12 protein-coding genes are annotated in these 15,077 nt (G+C 57.1%); all 12 read right to left on the minus strand.

Annotated elements, in window-relative coordinates; translation table 11 throughout:
• Window positions 1-20: 20 nt before the first annotated feature.
• On the minus strand, window positions 21-1,172 hold the full coding sequence (ftsZ, locus tag B498_RS08005; RefSeq protein ID WP_008501978.1) for a cell division protein FtsZ: 1,152 nt from the start codon (window positions 1,170-1,172) through the stop codon (window positions 21-23).
• A gap of 63 nt (window positions 1,173-1,235) precedes the next feature.
• Window positions 1,236-2,492 carry a cell division protein FtsA gene (gene ftsA, locus B498_RS08000; protein ID WP_006173845.1) on the minus strand — a complete coding sequence of 419 codons (1,257 nt, stop codon included), beginning with the start codon at window positions 2,490-2,492 and terminating at the stop codon, window positions 1,236-1,238.
• Entirely contained in the window at window positions 2,489-3,331 is an 843-nt protein-coding gene (gene ftsQ / locus B498_RS07995) for a cell division protein FtsQ (RefSeq protein ID WP_008501979.1), read from the minus strand. Before ftsQ ends, ftsA begins: the two co-directional genes overlap by 4 nt.
• Window position 3,332: 1 nt before the next feature.
• Entirely contained in the window at window positions 3,333-4,253 is a 921-nt protein-coding gene (locus tag B498_RS07990; RefSeq protein ID WP_008501980.1) for a D-alanine--D-alanine ligase, read from the minus strand.
• Window positions 4,246-5,721 (minus strand): UDP-N-acetylmuramate--L-alanine ligase, encoded by a 1,476-nt coding sequence (gene murC, locus B498_RS07985; RefSeq protein ID WP_008501981.1) that lies wholly within the window; start codon window positions 5,719-5,721, stop codon window positions 4,246-4,248. The genes B498_RS07990 and murC overlap by 8 nt, the downstream gene beginning before the upstream one ends.
• A 56-nt stretch (window positions 5,722-5,777) precedes the next feature.
• Window positions 5,778-6,842 (minus strand): undecaprenyldiphospho-muramoylpentapeptide beta-N-acetylglucosaminyltransferase, encoded by a 1,065-nt coding sequence (gene murG / locus B498_RS07980; RefSeq protein WP_008501982.1) that lies wholly within the window; start codon window positions 6,840-6,842, stop codon window positions 5,778-5,780.
• Window positions 6,839-8,083 carry a cell division protein FtsW gene (ftsW, locus tag B498_RS07975; protein ID WP_008501983.1) on the minus strand — a complete coding sequence of 415 codons (1,245 nt, stop codon included), beginning with the start codon at window positions 8,081-8,083 and terminating at the stop codon, window positions 6,839-6,841. Before ftsW ends, murG begins: the two co-directional genes overlap by 4 nt.
• Window positions 8,083-9,399 (minus strand): UDP-N-acetylmuramoyl-L-alanine--D-glutamate ligase, encoded by a 1,317-nt coding sequence (gene murD / locus B498_RS07970; protein ID WP_008501984.1) that lies wholly within the window; start codon window positions 9,397-9,399, stop codon window positions 8,083-8,085. Before murD ends, ftsW begins: the two co-directional genes overlap by 1 nt.
• Window positions 9,400-9,401: 2 nt before the next feature.
• Window positions 9,402-10,484 (minus strand): phospho-N-acetylmuramoyl-pentapeptide-transferase, encoded by a 1,083-nt coding sequence (gene mraY, locus B498_RS07965; protein ID WP_008501985.1) that lies wholly within the window; start codon window positions 10,482-10,484, stop codon window positions 9,402-9,404.
• Window positions 10,478-11,836, minus strand: coding sequence for a UDP-N-acetylmuramoyl-tripeptide--D-alanyl-D-alanine ligase (gene murF / locus B498_RS07960; RefSeq protein ID WP_008501986.1), 1,359 nt, complete (start codon window positions 11,834-11,836; stop codon window positions 10,478-10,480). The genes mraY and murF overlap by 7 nt, the downstream gene beginning before the upstream one ends.
• Window positions 11,833-13,320 (minus strand): UDP-N-acetylmuramoyl-L-alanyl-D-glutamate--2,6-diaminopimelate ligase, encoded by a 1,488-nt coding sequence (murE, locus tag B498_RS07955; protein ID WP_008501987.1) that lies wholly within the window; start codon window positions 13,318-13,320, stop codon window positions 11,833-11,835. Before murE ends, murF begins: the two co-directional genes overlap by 4 nt.
• A complete protein-coding gene (locus B498_RS07950; RefSeq protein ID WP_008501988.1) occupies window positions 13,307-15,073 on the minus strand; it encodes a peptidoglycan glycosyltransferase FtsI in 1,767 nt (588 codons plus the stop codon). The genes murE and B498_RS07950 overlap by 14 nt, the downstream gene beginning before the upstream one ends.
• Window positions 15,074-15,077: the final 4 nt, after the last annotated feature.

The following is a 15,077-nucleotide window of genomic DNA, read 5'->3' on the forward strand; positions in this document are numbered from 1 at the left end:
CCCCTAATTCCAGCCAATTCTTAATCAGCTTGCTTACGCAGGAACGCCGGGATATCCAGATAATCTGGCTCTTTCGCCGTTTGCGGCGTTGGGTCGTTCACCACTTTCGCGGCCGGTTTCTGCTCCTGAGTCAGCGGAGACATACCGTGCTGCTGGTAACGATCCATTACCGGTTGCTGAGTCTGCTTGTTAGTCACTAAGGTGATCTCAGGACGCTTGTCCATACCGATACCGGTTGCCACAACGGTAACACGCAGCTCGTCGTTCATTTCAGGGTCAAGTGAAGTACCGATTACCACGGTAGCGTTGTCAGAGGCGAACGCACGGATGGTGTTACCCACGGTTTCGAACTCATCCAGACGCAGGTCAAAGCCAGCGGTAATGTTGACCAGCACGCCGCGCGCACCAGACAGGTCGATATCTTCCAGCAGTGGAGAAGAGATAGCCATTTCAGCCGCTTCTTCTGCACGGTCTTCGCCGCTCGCCACGCCAGAGCCCATCATCGCGTAGCCCATTTCAGACATCACGGTGCGAACGTCTGCAAAGTCAACGTTCATCAGGCCAGGACGGGTAATCAGTTCAGCGATACCCTGAACCGCGCCTTTCAGCACGTCGTTTGCTGCGCCGAAGGCGTCAAGCAGGGAGATACCACGACCCAGAACTTTCAACAGTTTGTCGTTCGGGATGGTGATCAGCGAGTCCACATGCTTGGACAGCTCGGTGATACCCTGCTCCGCGAAGGCCATACGCTTCTTGCCTTCAAAATTGAAAGGCTTGGTCACGACAGCAACGGTCAGGATACCTAAATCTTTAGCTACTTCAGCGACAACAGGTGCTGCGCCGGTACCGGTACCGCCCCCCATACCTGCTGCGATGAAGACCATGTCCGCACCTTCCAGTGCAGCGCGCAGGGCTTCACGATCTTCTTCAGCCGCATTGCGACCCACTTCCGGGTTAGCCCCAGCTCCCAGCCCTTTGGTGATACCACCGCCGATCTGGATAGTCTGGCCTACCGCCGTCTTACGCAGTGCCTGCGCATCGGTGTTAACCGCGAAGAATTCAACACCTTCAATGCGTTCACGCACCATATGCTCTACGGCGTTACCGCCGCCGCCACCGACGCCGATGACTTTAATCACCGCGTCGTTGGTCAGTTCCATAGGTTCAAACATAATTTCTCTCTCCGTTGTGCCTGTCGCCCGAGACCGCTAATTCTCTCCGGTCTCTTAAAAAAATTAAAACTCTTTTCGCAACCAGTTGTTCAGTCGTTTGACCCACGACCCCACTGAGACGCGTTTTTCCACTTCCGCTTCACCACTGAGATGAGATTCCTTCCCGTAGTGGAGCAGGCCCACAGCCGTTGAATAGTACGGCTCCTGAGCATAATCCGTTAAACCGGTGATATTCAGCGGCGCCCCAATACGTACCTGCGTATGGAAGACGCGCTGCGCACAGGCCGCAAGACCTTCAATTTGCGCTGCACCGCCGGTTAATACAATCCCCGCCGCAAGATGATGTTTAACACCCTGCTGACGAAGCTGTTCCTGTAACTGTAAAATTTCTTCGTTGACCAGGTTGAGCAGCTCGGTATAGCGCGGTTCGATCACCTCTGCCAACGTTTGGCGCTGCAGGCTGCGCGGTGGACGACCACCGACGCTTGGCACTTCAACGCTCTCATCTTTGCCAACGATAGAACCCAGCGCACAGCCGTGGCGCACTTTAATCGCTTCTGCATCGCTCGGTGGCGTACCAAAAGCGTAAGCAATATCGCTGGTCACGACGTTCCCTGCGTACGGGATCACTTTGGTGTGGCGCAGCGCACCGCCGGTATACACGGCCATGTCCATTGTACCACCACCAATATCGACCACACAGACACCCAGTTCACGTTCATCTTCGGTCAGTACGGAATAACTTGCCGCCAGACCGGCGAAAATAAGTTGGTCAACTTTCAGGCCACAACGTTCAACGGCTTTTACAATGTTCTTCGCCATATCGTTGTGACATGTGATCAGGTGCACTTTTGCCTGCATACGAACGCCTGACAGACCAACAGGGTTTTTGATCCCTTCCTGGTAGTCAATCGCATATTCCTGCGGGATCACGTGCAATACGCGATGCTCATCGCGAACACGCACGGACTTCGCCGTATGCACAACGTTTTCAACGTCTTCCTGCGTCACTTCCTCTTCGGAAATCGGCACCATACCGATTTCGTTCTGGCAGCTAATGTGCTTACCAGAAAGGGCAAGATAGACAGAAGAAATCTGGCAATCTGCCATCAATTCAGCCTGATCGATGGCGCGCTGGACGCATTTCACCACCGATTCAAGATCGTTTACCCCACCTTTATCCATACCACGTGACGGGCAACTGCCCACGCCAATGATATTGACCATACCGTCGGGCAGAACTTCCCCTACTAAAGCGGCAACCTTCGCGGTGCCAATCTCCAGTCCAACTACCAGTTTTCTGTCCGTCGCCTTGATCATTGTTGTTCTGCCTGTACCTGTGCCTGATTCTGTTGCTGATTAGGTTCCTCGACCGGAGCCGGTACCCAACCGACTGCTGCGCCTGAGTCATAGCGCAAATCAACGTAGCTTATCCGTTTGCCGTCAGTCTGTGCCTGCTGCTGTAAAACCGGGTAAAGTTCGACAAAACGCGCCAGACGCTTCATGGTGTCCCCGCGTCCCAGGTTGAGCTTAATGCCGTTCGTTAACGTAAGTTGCCAGGAGCGGCGCGCCGTCATTGCAGCATCTTTTAACGTAAACCTGTCCTTCGCCAGCACCTGGCCCATTTCACGAAAACCCTGTAACACCTCGTTTTCGCTGCCTTCAGGGCCATACAACATCGGTAAATTCTGCTTGTTGACACGATCGGTCGGGACGCTGAAGGAATTTCCGTCGACGTCAACCATGTGCTGATCATTCCAACGCGCAATGGGCACATATTCAACCAGATGAATCTTCAATTCATCAGGCCATTGCTTTCTTACGCTCGCCTGTTTTATCCATGGCAGACGTTCAATCTGGCTTTGGATAATATTGACGTCCTGCGTCATAAAGGTGCCAGGCGAGCCCAGCGCCAGTATTGACTGGCGAATATCGTCGTTACGCGTGTAGTGACGCTCACCGGTGACCACCAGCTTAGAAAGCGGCAACCGCTGCGCATCTTCCATCCAGCCCAGGACCATCCAGCCGCTGATAAACACGGTGCACAGCACCCCGAGCAGGAAAATGATGCCTGCAAGACGCGTTCCATTACTGCGGCGTGAAGAGGTGTATTCTTCCTCGTCATCGCGGTTGCGCGTGTTCAATGCAGCCTGAGACATATCAGCCCGCCTGGTCCAGAATGCGTACGACTAACTGCGAGAAGCTCATCCCCGCCTGACGCGCAGCCATCGGCACAAGGCTGTGGCTCGTCATACCCGGAGAGGTGTTGGCTTCCAGCAGATAAAATTGTCCATCCCGGTCCTGCATCACGTCGATGCGTCCCCAGCCCTGGCAACCCAGAACATGCCAGGCTTTAAGCACCAGGGACTGTAAATCGTCTTCACGCTCAGCTTCAAGACCACTTGGGCAGAAATATTGCGTCTCATCAGAGAGATACTTCGCCTCATAATCATAGAAGACTCCGGCGGGTTGGATACGGATTGACGGTAAAATTTCTTCGCCAAGCATCGCGACGGTAAATTCCGGCCCGCTAAGCCATTTTTCTATCAGAACTTCATCATCATGTTGAAATGCCAGCGCTAAAGCGGACGCTAAATCGTCAGCTTTGTCGACTTTGGACATTCCCACGCTGGAGCCTTCCCGGCTGGGCTTTACAATAACCGGTAAGCCCAGTTCAGCAATGCGTGCATTAACGCTATCCGGCAGGCCCAATTCAAATTCGCGACGCGTCAGTGCCACCCATGGCGCAACAGGTAAACCTGCGCCCTGCCACAGCAGCTTGCTGCGCAGTTTATCCATAGAGATAGCAGACGCCATCACGCCGCTGCCGGTGTATGGCAGACCGATCAGATCCAGAAGCCCCTGCAGGGTGCCGTCTTCGCCGCCACGACCGTGTAAAGCGATAAAGACTTTATCGAAGCCCATGGCTTTTAACTGCGTCACGTCGACCTCTTTTGGATCGACCAGGTGCGCATTGACGCCACCTTCACGCAGGCCCGCCAGTACAGCGGCGCCTGAATTCAGGGAAACCTCGCGCTCGGCGGAGGTGCCGCCAGACAGGACAGCAATCTTATCAGCCATGATGCTCATCCTCCTGGTTTTGCGGCTTCAGTTTGATTTCAGCTAAGGTACGGGCGATTTTGCCGATATTTCCCGCGCCCTGAATCAGAATCAGATCGTTACCTGTCAGGACCGGTGCCAGAATTTCCGCCACCTGCGCAGAGTCAGAAACCAGAATAGGGTCAACTTTACCGCGTCCACGAATGGTGCGACACAGAGAACGACTGTCTGCACCAGGAATCGGCGTCTCGCCTGCGGCGTACACATCCAGCATTAACAGGGTGTCTACCTGTGACAGGACGCTGGCGAAATCGTCATACAGATCGCGCGTACGCGTGAAGCGGTGCGGCTGGAACACCATCACCAGATTTTTGTCTGGCCAGCCTGCACGAGCGGCTTTAATGGTGGCGTCCACTTCGGTCGGATGGTGGCCATAGTCGTCCACCAGCATCGCCGTACCGACTTTACCGTTCACGGCATCCAGCGGGAATTCACCGAGGAAATCGAAACGACGCCCGGTGCCCTGGAAGCTTTCCAGTGCGCGCAGAATCGCATCATCATCAATGCCTTCTTCCGTCGCGACGGCCACTGCCGCTGCGGCATTGAGCGCGTTATGGCGCCCTGGCGCATTCAGCGTCACGTGCAGCAGCTCTTTGTCCTGACGCGCCAGCGTGAAGTGTCCCTGCGCGCCAATCTGTTTGTACTCTTCCACGCGGACGTCAGCGTCTTCGCTGAAGCCGTAGGTGGTGATTTGACGACCCACGCGCGGCAGCAACTCGCGGATCACCGGATCGTCCACGCACATCACCGCGCGCCCGTAGAACGGCAGGTTGTGCAGGAAGTTGATAAAGGTCTGCTTTAAGTTCTCGAAGTCACCCTGGTAGGTATCCATATGGTCAGCTTCGATGTTGGTGACAATCGCCACCATCGGCTGCAGGTGCAGGAACGACGCGTCGCTCTCGTCCGCTTCAGCAATCAGATAACGACTGTGGCCCAGACGCGCATGTACGCCCGCGGCTTTGACCAGGCCGCCGTTGACGAACGTCGGGTCGAGACCCGCTTCTGCATAAATACTGGAGACCATCGCCGTGGTCGTGGTTTTACCGTGGGTCCCGGCAATCGCGATGCCGTGGCGAAAACGCATCAGTTCCGCCAGCATTTCTGCACGGCGGATCACCGGAATGCGCGCGTCATGCGCGGCAACGATTTCCGGGTTGTCAGAGGAGATAGCGCTCGATACCACTACCACGCTCGCATCGCGCACGTTTTCCGGGCGATGATTGAAATAGATAGTCGCCCCAAGCGACGCCAGCTGCTGCGTTACAGGGTTTGGCGCCAGGTCAGACCCGCTGATCTGATAGCCTTCGTTAGCTAACACTTCGGCAATACCGCCCATGCCGGCACCACCGATGCCAACAAAGTGAATGTGCCGGACGCGACGCATCTCGGGCACGATTGAACGCAGTTTTGCCAGTTGTTGTGTATTCATTCTCTAAACGCCATCGACTACTTAAAATTCGTGCCGCGCTTCACGCGCTGCGAGGGTTAAGCCTGAGATGCCAGGCTCACTTCTTTTGCCACCCGTTCCGTCGCATCAGGGATAGCCGCCGCGCGCGCGCGTTCAGCCATCTCAAGCAATACGTCTCTGTTCCAGCCCGCCAGGGTGGTGGCGACCGCGTCGGCGGTAAATTGTGGCTGCTCAAAAATTTTCGCCGCACCGGCTTTCTCAAGCGGCAGGGCATTCCAGTACTGCTGTCTGTCTTTGTGCTGGAAAGGCACAAACAGGGCTGGCAGACCCGCGGCAGCGATTTCGCTTACCGTTAAGGCGCCAGAACGACAGACCACGACATCGGCCCAGGCATACGCTGCCGCCATGTCGTCGATAAATTCCGTCACGTTATGCTGCGGCTGCCCCGCCTCGGCGTAAGCCTGCTCAACGGTCTGCTGAGCGCCTTTTCCGCTCTGGTGCCAGATGGTGACGGCATCCCCCAGCTTTGCAGCAACCTGCGGCATCGTCTGGTTTAAAATGCGTGCCCCCTGAGAGCCACCGACGACCAGCACACGAACCGGCCCTTCACGGCCCGCCAGGCGAGCGTCCGGCAACGGCAGCGCCAGCACGTCCACACGGACCGGGTTACCTACCACGTCCGCTTTCGGGAACGCGCCGGGAAACGCCTGCATAACTTTGGTGGCGATTTTCGCCAGCCATTTGTTGGTCAGACCGGCAATACCGTTCTGCTCATGCAGCACGACGGGAATACCTAACGACCACGCTGCCAGCCCGCCCGGCCCCGAGACATAGCCGCCCATGCCCAGCACCACATCGGGCTTAAAGCGCTTCATAATGGTGCGCGCCTGACGCCAGGCGTTAAAAATGCGCACCGGAGCCAGCAGCATTGCCTTGAGGCCTTTGCCGCGCAGGCCGGAAATACGAATAAAGTCGATCTCAATACCGTGTTTCGGTACCAGGTCGGCCTCCATGCGGTCTGCGGTTCCCAGCCAGCGTACCTGCCAGCCCTGATCCATTAAATGGTGCGCAACCGCCAGTCCCGGGAATACATGTCCGCCGGTACCGCCTGCCATCACCATTAACCGCTTCGGTTGATTCATCGTGAACCTCGTGTAAACGCCTGGGCTTTTTCCAGACGCGTTTCATAATCTATGCGCAACAACAGCATGATGGCCGTCGACATAATCAACAGACTGGAACCACCATAACTGATCAACGGCAACGTCAGACCTTTGGTCGGCAGCATACCCGCTGCGGCCCCGACGTTAACCAATGCCTGGAAACTAAACCAGATACCAATTGAGCAGGCCAGGAAGCCTGAGAAACGGTGATCGATCTCCAGCGCTTTCCGGCCGATGGACATGGCGCGGAAAGCGACGAAGAATACCATTAATAGCGCTAATACCACACCGATATAACCCAGTTCTTCCGCAATAATGGAGAAGATGAAGTCAGTATGCGCTTCCGGTAAATACTCCAGTTTCTGTACCGAGTTACCCAGCCCCTGTCCCCAGAGCTCACCACGACCAAAGGCCATGAGTGACTGCGTCAGCTGATAACCGCTGCCGAACGGGTCTTCCCACGGGTTCCAGAAAGAGGTCACGCGGCGAATACGGTAAGGCTCGGCGAGGATCAACAGCACAACCGCTGAAATCCCCATCCCAATGATGGCGATGAACTGCCACAACTTCGCGCCCGCCAGGAACAGCATGGCCAGCGTGGTGACAAACAGTACAACCACCGTACCGAGGTCAGGCTGCGCCAGCAGTAAGACCGCCAGCACCAGAATCACGCCCATCGGTTTTAAGAAGCCGCGCAGGTTGTTACGCACTTCATCTACTTTACGCACCAGGTAGTTCGCCAGGTAGCAGAACAGGGAGAGCTTGGTAAATTCCGCAGGCTGAATACGCAGCGGGCCAAAGGCGATCCAGCGTGATGCCCCGTTTACGGAACTCCCCACCACCAGAACGATCAGCAGCATAATGATCGAGGCGATCAGCATCGCCGTACTGTGCCGCTGCCAGAACTCCATCGGTAGACGCAAGGTCACCAGCGCCAGGCAGAATGCCAGGATGATGTACAGACCATCACGTTTGGCAAACAGGAAAGGATCGTTCGCCAGACGCTGCCCGACGGGCATTGACGCTGACGTCACCATTATAAAGCCGACCGCCGCGAGCCCCATTGTGAGCCAGAACAGCGTGCGGTCGTACATGATCAGGCTGTCGTTATCTTTTTGACGAGAGCCCATCACCCAGCCTTTAAGCGCCGCAAACAACCACACCAGGATCCCAAATCCTGGCAGGCGCGGCATTTTCAGGCGAGGGAGAGATAAACGCATCAGCCTAACTCCTTCGCCAGGCGGGTAAAGACATCACCACGCTGTTCGAAATTCTTGAATTGATCCAGACTTGCACAGGCCGGAGAGAGCAGCACCATATCACCCGGCTTCACGCGAGGGGCAATCAGCCGCATCGCCTGTTCCATGGTTTCGGTTTGCTCGGCGATCTCAGGGCGCAGTTCAGCCAGCTCGCTGCCGTCACGGCCGAAGCAGTAGAGACGGATGTTATCGCCGGAGAGATACGGCTTCAGGGACGAGAAATCAGCTGACTTACCGTCGCCGCCCAGCAGCAGATGCAGGGTACCGTCAACGTGCAGCCCGTTCAGCGCGGCCTCCGTGCTGCCCACGTTGGTGGCTTTGGAGTCGTTGATCCAGCGCACGCCGTTGTGCTCCAGCGCCAGCTGGAAACGGTGCGCCAGGCCAGAAAACGTGGTTAACGCTTTCAGGCTCGAGGAGCGCGGCAGCCCCACGGCATCCGCCAGCGCCAGCGCCGCCAGCGCATTGGTATAGTTGTGCTGACCAGAGAGCTTCATCTCTTTCACGTTCAGCACTTTCTCACCTTTCACGCGCAGCCAGGTTTCGCCCAGCTGGCGGTTCAGATGATAATCACCCATGGTGATGCCAAAACTGATGCAGCGGTCGTCTGCGCCACGCACCGGCATGGTCAGCGCATCATCGGCGTTCACCACGCAGACTTTGGCATTCTCATAAACGCGCAGCTTGGCGGCACGGTACTGCTGCAGACCAAAGGGATATCTGTCCATATGATCTTCAGTCACGTTGAGGATCGTCGCAGCGGCAGCATGCAGGCTGGAGGTCGTTTCCAGCTGGAAGCTGGAAAGCTCGAGAACATACAGTTCACAGCCTTTATCCAGCAGCATCAGAGCAGGCAAACCAATGTTACCGCCAACGCCGACGTTCATGCCCGCCGCTTTTGCCATTTCCCCCACCAGGGTGGTGACGGTGCTTTTACCGTTAGAACCGGTAATCGCGATAACGGGCGCCTGCGCTTCGCGGCAGAACAGCTCGATATCGCCAACAATCTCAACGCCCGCATCTGCGGCAGCGCTCAGGGAAGGATGCGCCAGCGCCATACCCGGGCTGGCGACAATCAGATCGGCTGCCATCAGCCAGTCATCATTCAGACCACCCAGGTGGCGTTCAACCTGTTCCGGCAGCTTGTCCAGACCCGGCGGAGAGACACGCGTATCCATCACGCGCGGCGTCACGCCACGCGCGAGGAAAAAGTCCACGCAGGAGAGCCCCGTGAGGCCCAACCCGATGATAACGACTTTTTTGCCCTGGTAATCTGCCATGATTAACGTACCTTCAGCGTTGCCAGGCCAATCAGCACCAGCATCAGCGAAATAATCCAGAAGCGCACAATGACGCGCGGCTCCGGCCAGCCTTTCAGTTCATAGTGGTGGTGAATCGGCGCCATACGGAAGATGCGCTGACCGCGCAGCTTGAAGGAGCCGACCTGCAAAATCACCGACAGCGTCTCAACCACAAACACGCCGCCCATGATCACCAGCAGGAACTCCTGGCGCAGCAGCACGGCAATAATGCCCAGCGCGCCGCCCAAAGCCAGTGAACCGACGTCACCCATAAAGACCTGAGCCGGATAGGTGTTGAACCACAGGAAGCCAAGACCCGCACCGACAATCGCCGTACAGACGATCACCAGTTCACCCGCATGACGCAGATAAGGGATGTGCAGGTAGTTCGCAAAGTTCATGTTACCGGTCGCCCACGCCACCAGCGCAAAACCGGCCGCAACGAAGACGGTAGGCATGATTGCCAGGCCATCCAGACCGTCGGTCAGATTAACGGCGTTACCGGTGCCGACAATCACAAAGTACGCCAGCAGAATGTAGAACAGACCCAGCTGCGGCATCACGTCTTTAAAGAACGGCACGACCAGCTCGGTCGCTGGCGTGTCTTTCCCGGCAAGATACAGTGCGAAGGCCACGCCCAGCGCGATCACCGACATCCAGAAATACTTCCAGCGGGCAATCAGGCCTTTGGTATCTTTGCGGACGACTTTGCGGTAATCATCGACGAAACCGATGATCCCGTAACCCACCAGTACCGTCAGCACACACCAGACGTACGGGTTGGACGGGTACGCCCACAACAGCACGGAAACGACGATGGCAGTCAGGATCATGATCCCGCCCATGGTCGGCGTACCGCGCTTGCTGAAGTGCGATTCCGGGCCGTCATTACGCACAACCTGGCCGAAAGAGAGCTTTTGCAGACGGGCAATCATGCGCGGGCCCATCCACAACGAGATGAACAGCGCAGTCAGCAGGCTGACGATGGCGCGAAACGTCAGATACGAAAAGACGTTAAAGCCTGAGTAATATTTGACCAAATGTTCGGCCAGCCAAACTAACATGTCCCGTTCTCCTGTAATGCGTGCACAACCTCTTCCATGGCGGCACTACGTGAACCTTTCACTAACACTGTCACAATTTGTTTTTCAGTCATTAATGCCTTAAGGCGCTCAATCAAGGCGGCTTTATCGGCAAAATGCTCGCCAACGCCGCTGGCCTGGCTGATCGCCTGGCTCAGTTTTCCTGCGCTCAGTACACAGTCCAGCCCCGCCGCTTTCGCCGCTTCACCGACCTGGGTATGACAGGCTTCGCTTTCGTCGCCCAGCTCTGCCATGTCGCCAACCACCATGATGCGGTAACCCGGCATTTCAGATAACACCTGCACCGCCGCCGTCATCGAGCCAACATTCGCGTTGTAGGAGTCATCCAGCAGCAGCTTGTTTTCCGAAAGCTGAATCGGGAACAGGCGTCCCGGTACGGCTTTCAGGTTCGCCAGCCCGGCTTTAATTGCCGCATGTGAAGCGCCCACCGCCGTTGCCAGCGCCGCCGCCGCAAGGGCATTGGCGATGTTATGACGACCCGGCAGCGGCAGCAGCACCTCCACGCCACCCGTTGGGGTAGTGAGGGTGAACTCGGTGCCGTGCGACGTCACATGGATATTGGTCGCCGTAAAATCACTGTTGGCCGCATTTGGAGAGAAGCGCCAGGTTTTACGCGCACCAATGATGCTCTGCCAGTTCAGCCAGTCGTTGTTGTCGGCGTTCAGAATGGCGATACCGTTATCCGGCAGGCCGGTGTAAATCTCGCCTTTCGCTTTCGCCACGCCTTCCAGCGAGCCAAAGCCTTCCAGGTGCGCAGCCGCGAGGTTATTCACCAGCGCCGCTTCCGGGCGAGTCAGGCTTACGGTCCAGGCGATTTCACCCTGGTGGTTTGCGCCTAACTCGATCACCGCATAGTCATGCTCTTTGGTCAGGCGAAGCAATGTCATCGGCACGCCGATGTCATTATTGAGGTTGCCCGCGGTAAAAAGCGTATTGCCGCACTGGCTGAGGATCGCCGCCGTCATCTCTTTCACTGACGTTTTGCCTGATGACCCTGTTAGCGCGACGACGCGAGCCGGCACCTGCTGACGAACCCAGGCAGCCAGCTCACCGAACGCGAGACGCGTATCTTTCACCACAACCTGCGGCAGATCGATATCAAGCTTGCGGCTGACCAGCAGCGCACCGGCGCCGTTCTCTTTGGCCTGCTCGGCAAAATCATGCGCGTCAAAACGCTCGCCTTTCAGCGCCACAAAGAGACAGCCTGCGGTGACTTTACGGGTGTCCGTCGTCACGGCATCGATGGTCAGGTCTTGCCCGTGCAGGTCACCGTGCAGTACTTCTGCGGCCTGGCTTAAGGAGAGGCTAATCATGCGACAACTCCCAGCAGGCGAGCTGCCGTTACGCGATCCGAGTAGTCCAGACGGCGATTGCCAACGATCTGATAATCTTCATGGCCTTTGCCCGCCAGCAGAACAACATCATTCTCCTGTGCCTGCATGATGGCGTTTGTCACGGCTTCAGCACGGCCTTCCACGACGCGCGCGCGGCCTGCGTCCAGCATACCCGCCAGAATGTCATTAATGATGGCGCGCGGCTCTTCGGTACGCGGGTTGTCATCGGTGACAACCGGAATATCCGCGAACTGTTCCGCAATCGCCCCCATCAGCGGGCGTTTGCCTTTGTCGCGATCGCCGCCGCAGCCAAACACGCACCAGAGCTTACCGGTACAGTGCAGGCGCGCCGCTTCCAGCGCTTTTTCCAGCGCATCCGGCGTGTGGGCATAATCAACCACAACGGTCGGCTTACCCGGCGCGCTAAATACTTCCATACGGCCACAAACCGGCTGCAGTCGCGCGGCGGTTTTCAGCAGTTCAGCCATCGGGTAACCCAGCGCCAGCAGCGTTGCCAGGGCCAGCAGTAGGTTGCTGACGTTAAACGCCCCCATCAGGCGGCTTTCAATTTCGCCTTCACCCCAGGAAGAGGCAAAGCGGATGGTCGCCCCGCTGTCGTGATAATTCACCTCAACCGCCTTCAGCCAGCGGCCGTGGCAGTTCGGATTGATATGGTCTTCCATCGAGACGGCAACCGCATCCGGTAGCTTCGCCAGCCAGCGGCGGCCCACTTCATCGTCGGCGTTGATGATGGCCTGACCGTAATGGTGAGTAGAGAACAGCAGCCATTTCGCGGCTTCGTAGTGCTCCATATCGCCATGATAATCAAGATGGTCGCGGCTCAGGTTGGTAAACACGGATGCAGCAAATTTCAGCGCCGCGACGCGGTGCTGTACCAAACCGTGCGAAGAGACCTCCATCGCGGCGAAGGTTGCGCCCTGCCCTGCCAGACCGGCAAGCACGTGCTGTACGTCAACCGCCGAGCCGGTGGTGTTTTCCGTCGGGCTCACTTTGCCCAGCAGACCGTTACCCACGGTTCCCATCACCGCACCGGTTTCACCCAGTAGCTGTGCCCACTGCGCCATCAGCTGCGTGGTGGTGGTTTTACCGTTCGTACCCGTTACGCCAACCAGACGCAGCTGGTCGGAAGGTTCGTGATAAAAACGTCCCGCCAGTGCGGAAAGACGTTCGTTTAACTGGCTGAGATAGAGGACCGGCACGCCGTGCATTTCACGGATCTCACCGTCGGTTGCCTCATCTTTAGCCTCAGCAATAATGGCAGCCACACCTTGCGCAATCGCCTGCGGGATATAACGACGCCCGTCCGCCTGATGACCGACCACCGCCACAAAAAGATCGCCAGAAGCCGCTACGCGGCTGTCCAGAACCATCTCTCGCAGTGCTCGCTCCGGTGCATTTGGCACCCACGGAGCGAGAAGGTCGCGCAAATTACGATCTGCCACCTGTACCCTCGCCTTGATTAATTACAAATTCACTTTTTTCGCCCGTCGCCAGCGCATCCGGTTCAATGTTCATGGTGCGTAACACGCCGCCCATGATGGCCCCGAACACAGGCGCGGAGACGGCGCCGCCGTAGTATTTACCCGCCTGTGGATCGTTTATCACGACCACCAGCGCAAAACGCGGATTGCTTGCAGGCGCAACGCCTGCGGTATAGGCAATGTATTTGTTGATGTAGCGGCCGTCTGGCCCCACTTTTTTCGCTGTACCGGTTTTAATGGCGATACGATAGCCTTTAATCGCCGCCTTCACGCCGCCGCCGCCCGGCAACGCCACGCTTTCCATCATGTGCACCACGGTACGAACGATGGATTCCGGGAAGATACGCTCGCCCGGGACCGGTGGATCAACTTTGGTAATCGACAGCGGGCGATAGACGCCATAGCTGCCAATCGTTGCGTAGACTCGCGCTAACTGTAACGGGGTTACCATTAGCCCGTAGCCGAAAGAGAAGGTGGCCCTCTCTATGTCAGACCACCGTTGTTTTTGAGGATATAAGCCACTGCGTTCTCCGACCAACCCCAAATTGGTCGCCTTTCCCAGTCCAAAACGTGAGTAAGTTTCTACTAACGCTGAGGACGGCATCGCTAACGCCAGCTTTGAAACACCGACGTTACTCGACTTCTGTAACACCCCGGTCAGGGTCAATTCGCTGTAGCGCGCCACGTCTTTTATCTCGTGGCCGTTAATACGGTATGGGACAGTGTTCAGTACCGTGTTTTCATTGACAATACCGCGCTGGAGCGCGGTCATCACCACCATCGGCTTCACCGTGGAGCCGGGTTCGAACACGTCGGTAATTGCCCGGTTACGCATGGCATCTTTTGCGGTGCCGGTAAAGTTGTTCGGGTTGTAGGACGGGCTGTTGGCCATCGCCAGCACTTCACCGGTGCTGACATCCACCAGCACGGCGCTGCCTGACTCCGCCTTGTTGAACGCCACCGCGTTGTTCAGCTCGCGGTAGACAAGCGCCTGCAGGCGCTCGTCGATACTCAGGGCCAGGTTGTGCGCTGCCTGACTGTCCGTGGAAGAGATATCTTCGATGACGCGCCCGTAGCGGTCCTTACGCACGATTCGCTCGCCCGGCTGGCCGGTGAGCCACTTATCGAAGCTTTTCTCAACGCCCTCAATCCCCTGGCTGTCGACGTTGGTAAAACCAATGAGGTGAGCGGTTACTTCGCCGGATGGGTAGTAACGGCGGGATTCTTCACGCAGATGAATACCCGGCAGCTTCAGTTTGCGAATGTAGTCCGCCATGTCAGGGTTAACCTGACGCGCCAGATAGATAAAACGTCCTTTCGGGTTCGCGTTAACGCGGGAAGCCAGCTGATCCAGCGGCATTTTCAGCGCATCAGACAGGGCTTTCCAGCGGTTATCAAGGGTAATGCCACCGGCGTCGTGCAGCTCTTTCGGATCGGCCCAGATCGCTTTCACCGGCACGCTCACCGCCAGCGGACGACCGGAGCGGTCGGTGATCATCCCGCGGGACGTGGAAACCTCCTGAACGCGCAGAGAGCGCATATCGCCCTGGCGTACCAGCATGTCAGGGGCGACGATTTGCAGCCAGGCCACGCGGCCCAGCAGAAAACCCAGCGCCAGTAAAATGCAGCCGCAAAGCAACGCAAAACGCCAACTGATAAAGTTGGCCTGTTCTTCCTGACGTTTTGGTTTTAGCGTTTTTGCCGCTGCTTTCATGCGT

This window comes from Enterobacter sp. SST3 (assembly GCF_000286655.1).
Classification (GTDB): Bacteria; Pseudomonadota; Gammaproteobacteria; order Enterobacterales; family Enterobacteriaceae; genus Enterobacter; species Enterobacter roggenkampii.

Bases quoted from the DNA above. Each gene is read 5' to 3' on its own strand.
- ftsW (WP_008501983.1), bottom strand. From the start codon at position 8,083: ATGCGTTTATCTCTCCCTCGCCTGAAAATGCCGCGCCTGCCAGGATTT.
- murG (WP_008501982.1), bottom strand. From the start codon at position 6,842: ATGAATCAACCGAAGCGGTTAATGGTGATGGCAGGCGGTACCGGCGGA.
- murD (WP_008501984.1), bottom strand. From the start codon at position 9,399: ATGGCAGATTACCAGGGCAAAAAAGTCGTTATCATCGGGTTGGGCCTC.
- ftsA (WP_006173845.1), bottom strand. From the start codon at position 2,492: ATGATCAAGGCGACGGACAGAAAACTGGTAGTTGGACTGGAGATTGGC.
- B498_RS07950 (WP_008501988.1), bottom strand. From the start codon at position 15,073: ATGAAAGCAGCGGCAAAAACGCTAAAACCAAAACGTCAGGAAGAACAG.
- murC (WP_008501981.1), bottom strand. From the start codon at position 5,721: ATGAATACACAACAACTGGCAAAACTGCGTTCAATCGTGCCCGAGATG.
- B498_RS07990 (WP_008501980.1), bottom strand. From the start codon at position 4,253: ATGGCTGATAAGATTGCTGTCCTGTCTGGCGGCACCTCCGCCGAGCGC.
- ftsQ (WP_008501979.1), bottom strand. From the start codon at position 3,331: ATGTCTCAGGCTGCATTGAACACGCGCAACCGCGATGACGAGGAAGAA.
- murF (WP_008501986.1), bottom strand. From the start codon at position 11,836: ATGATTAGCCTCTCCTTAAGCCAGGCCGCAGAAGTACTGCACGGTGAC.
- ftsZ (WP_008501978.1), bottom strand. From the start codon at position 1,172: ATGTTTGAACCTATGGAACTGACCAACGACGCGGTGATTAAAGTCATC.
- mraY (WP_008501985.1), bottom strand. From the start codon at position 10,484: ATGTTAGTTTGGCTGGCCGAACATTTGGTCAAATATTACTCAGGCTTT.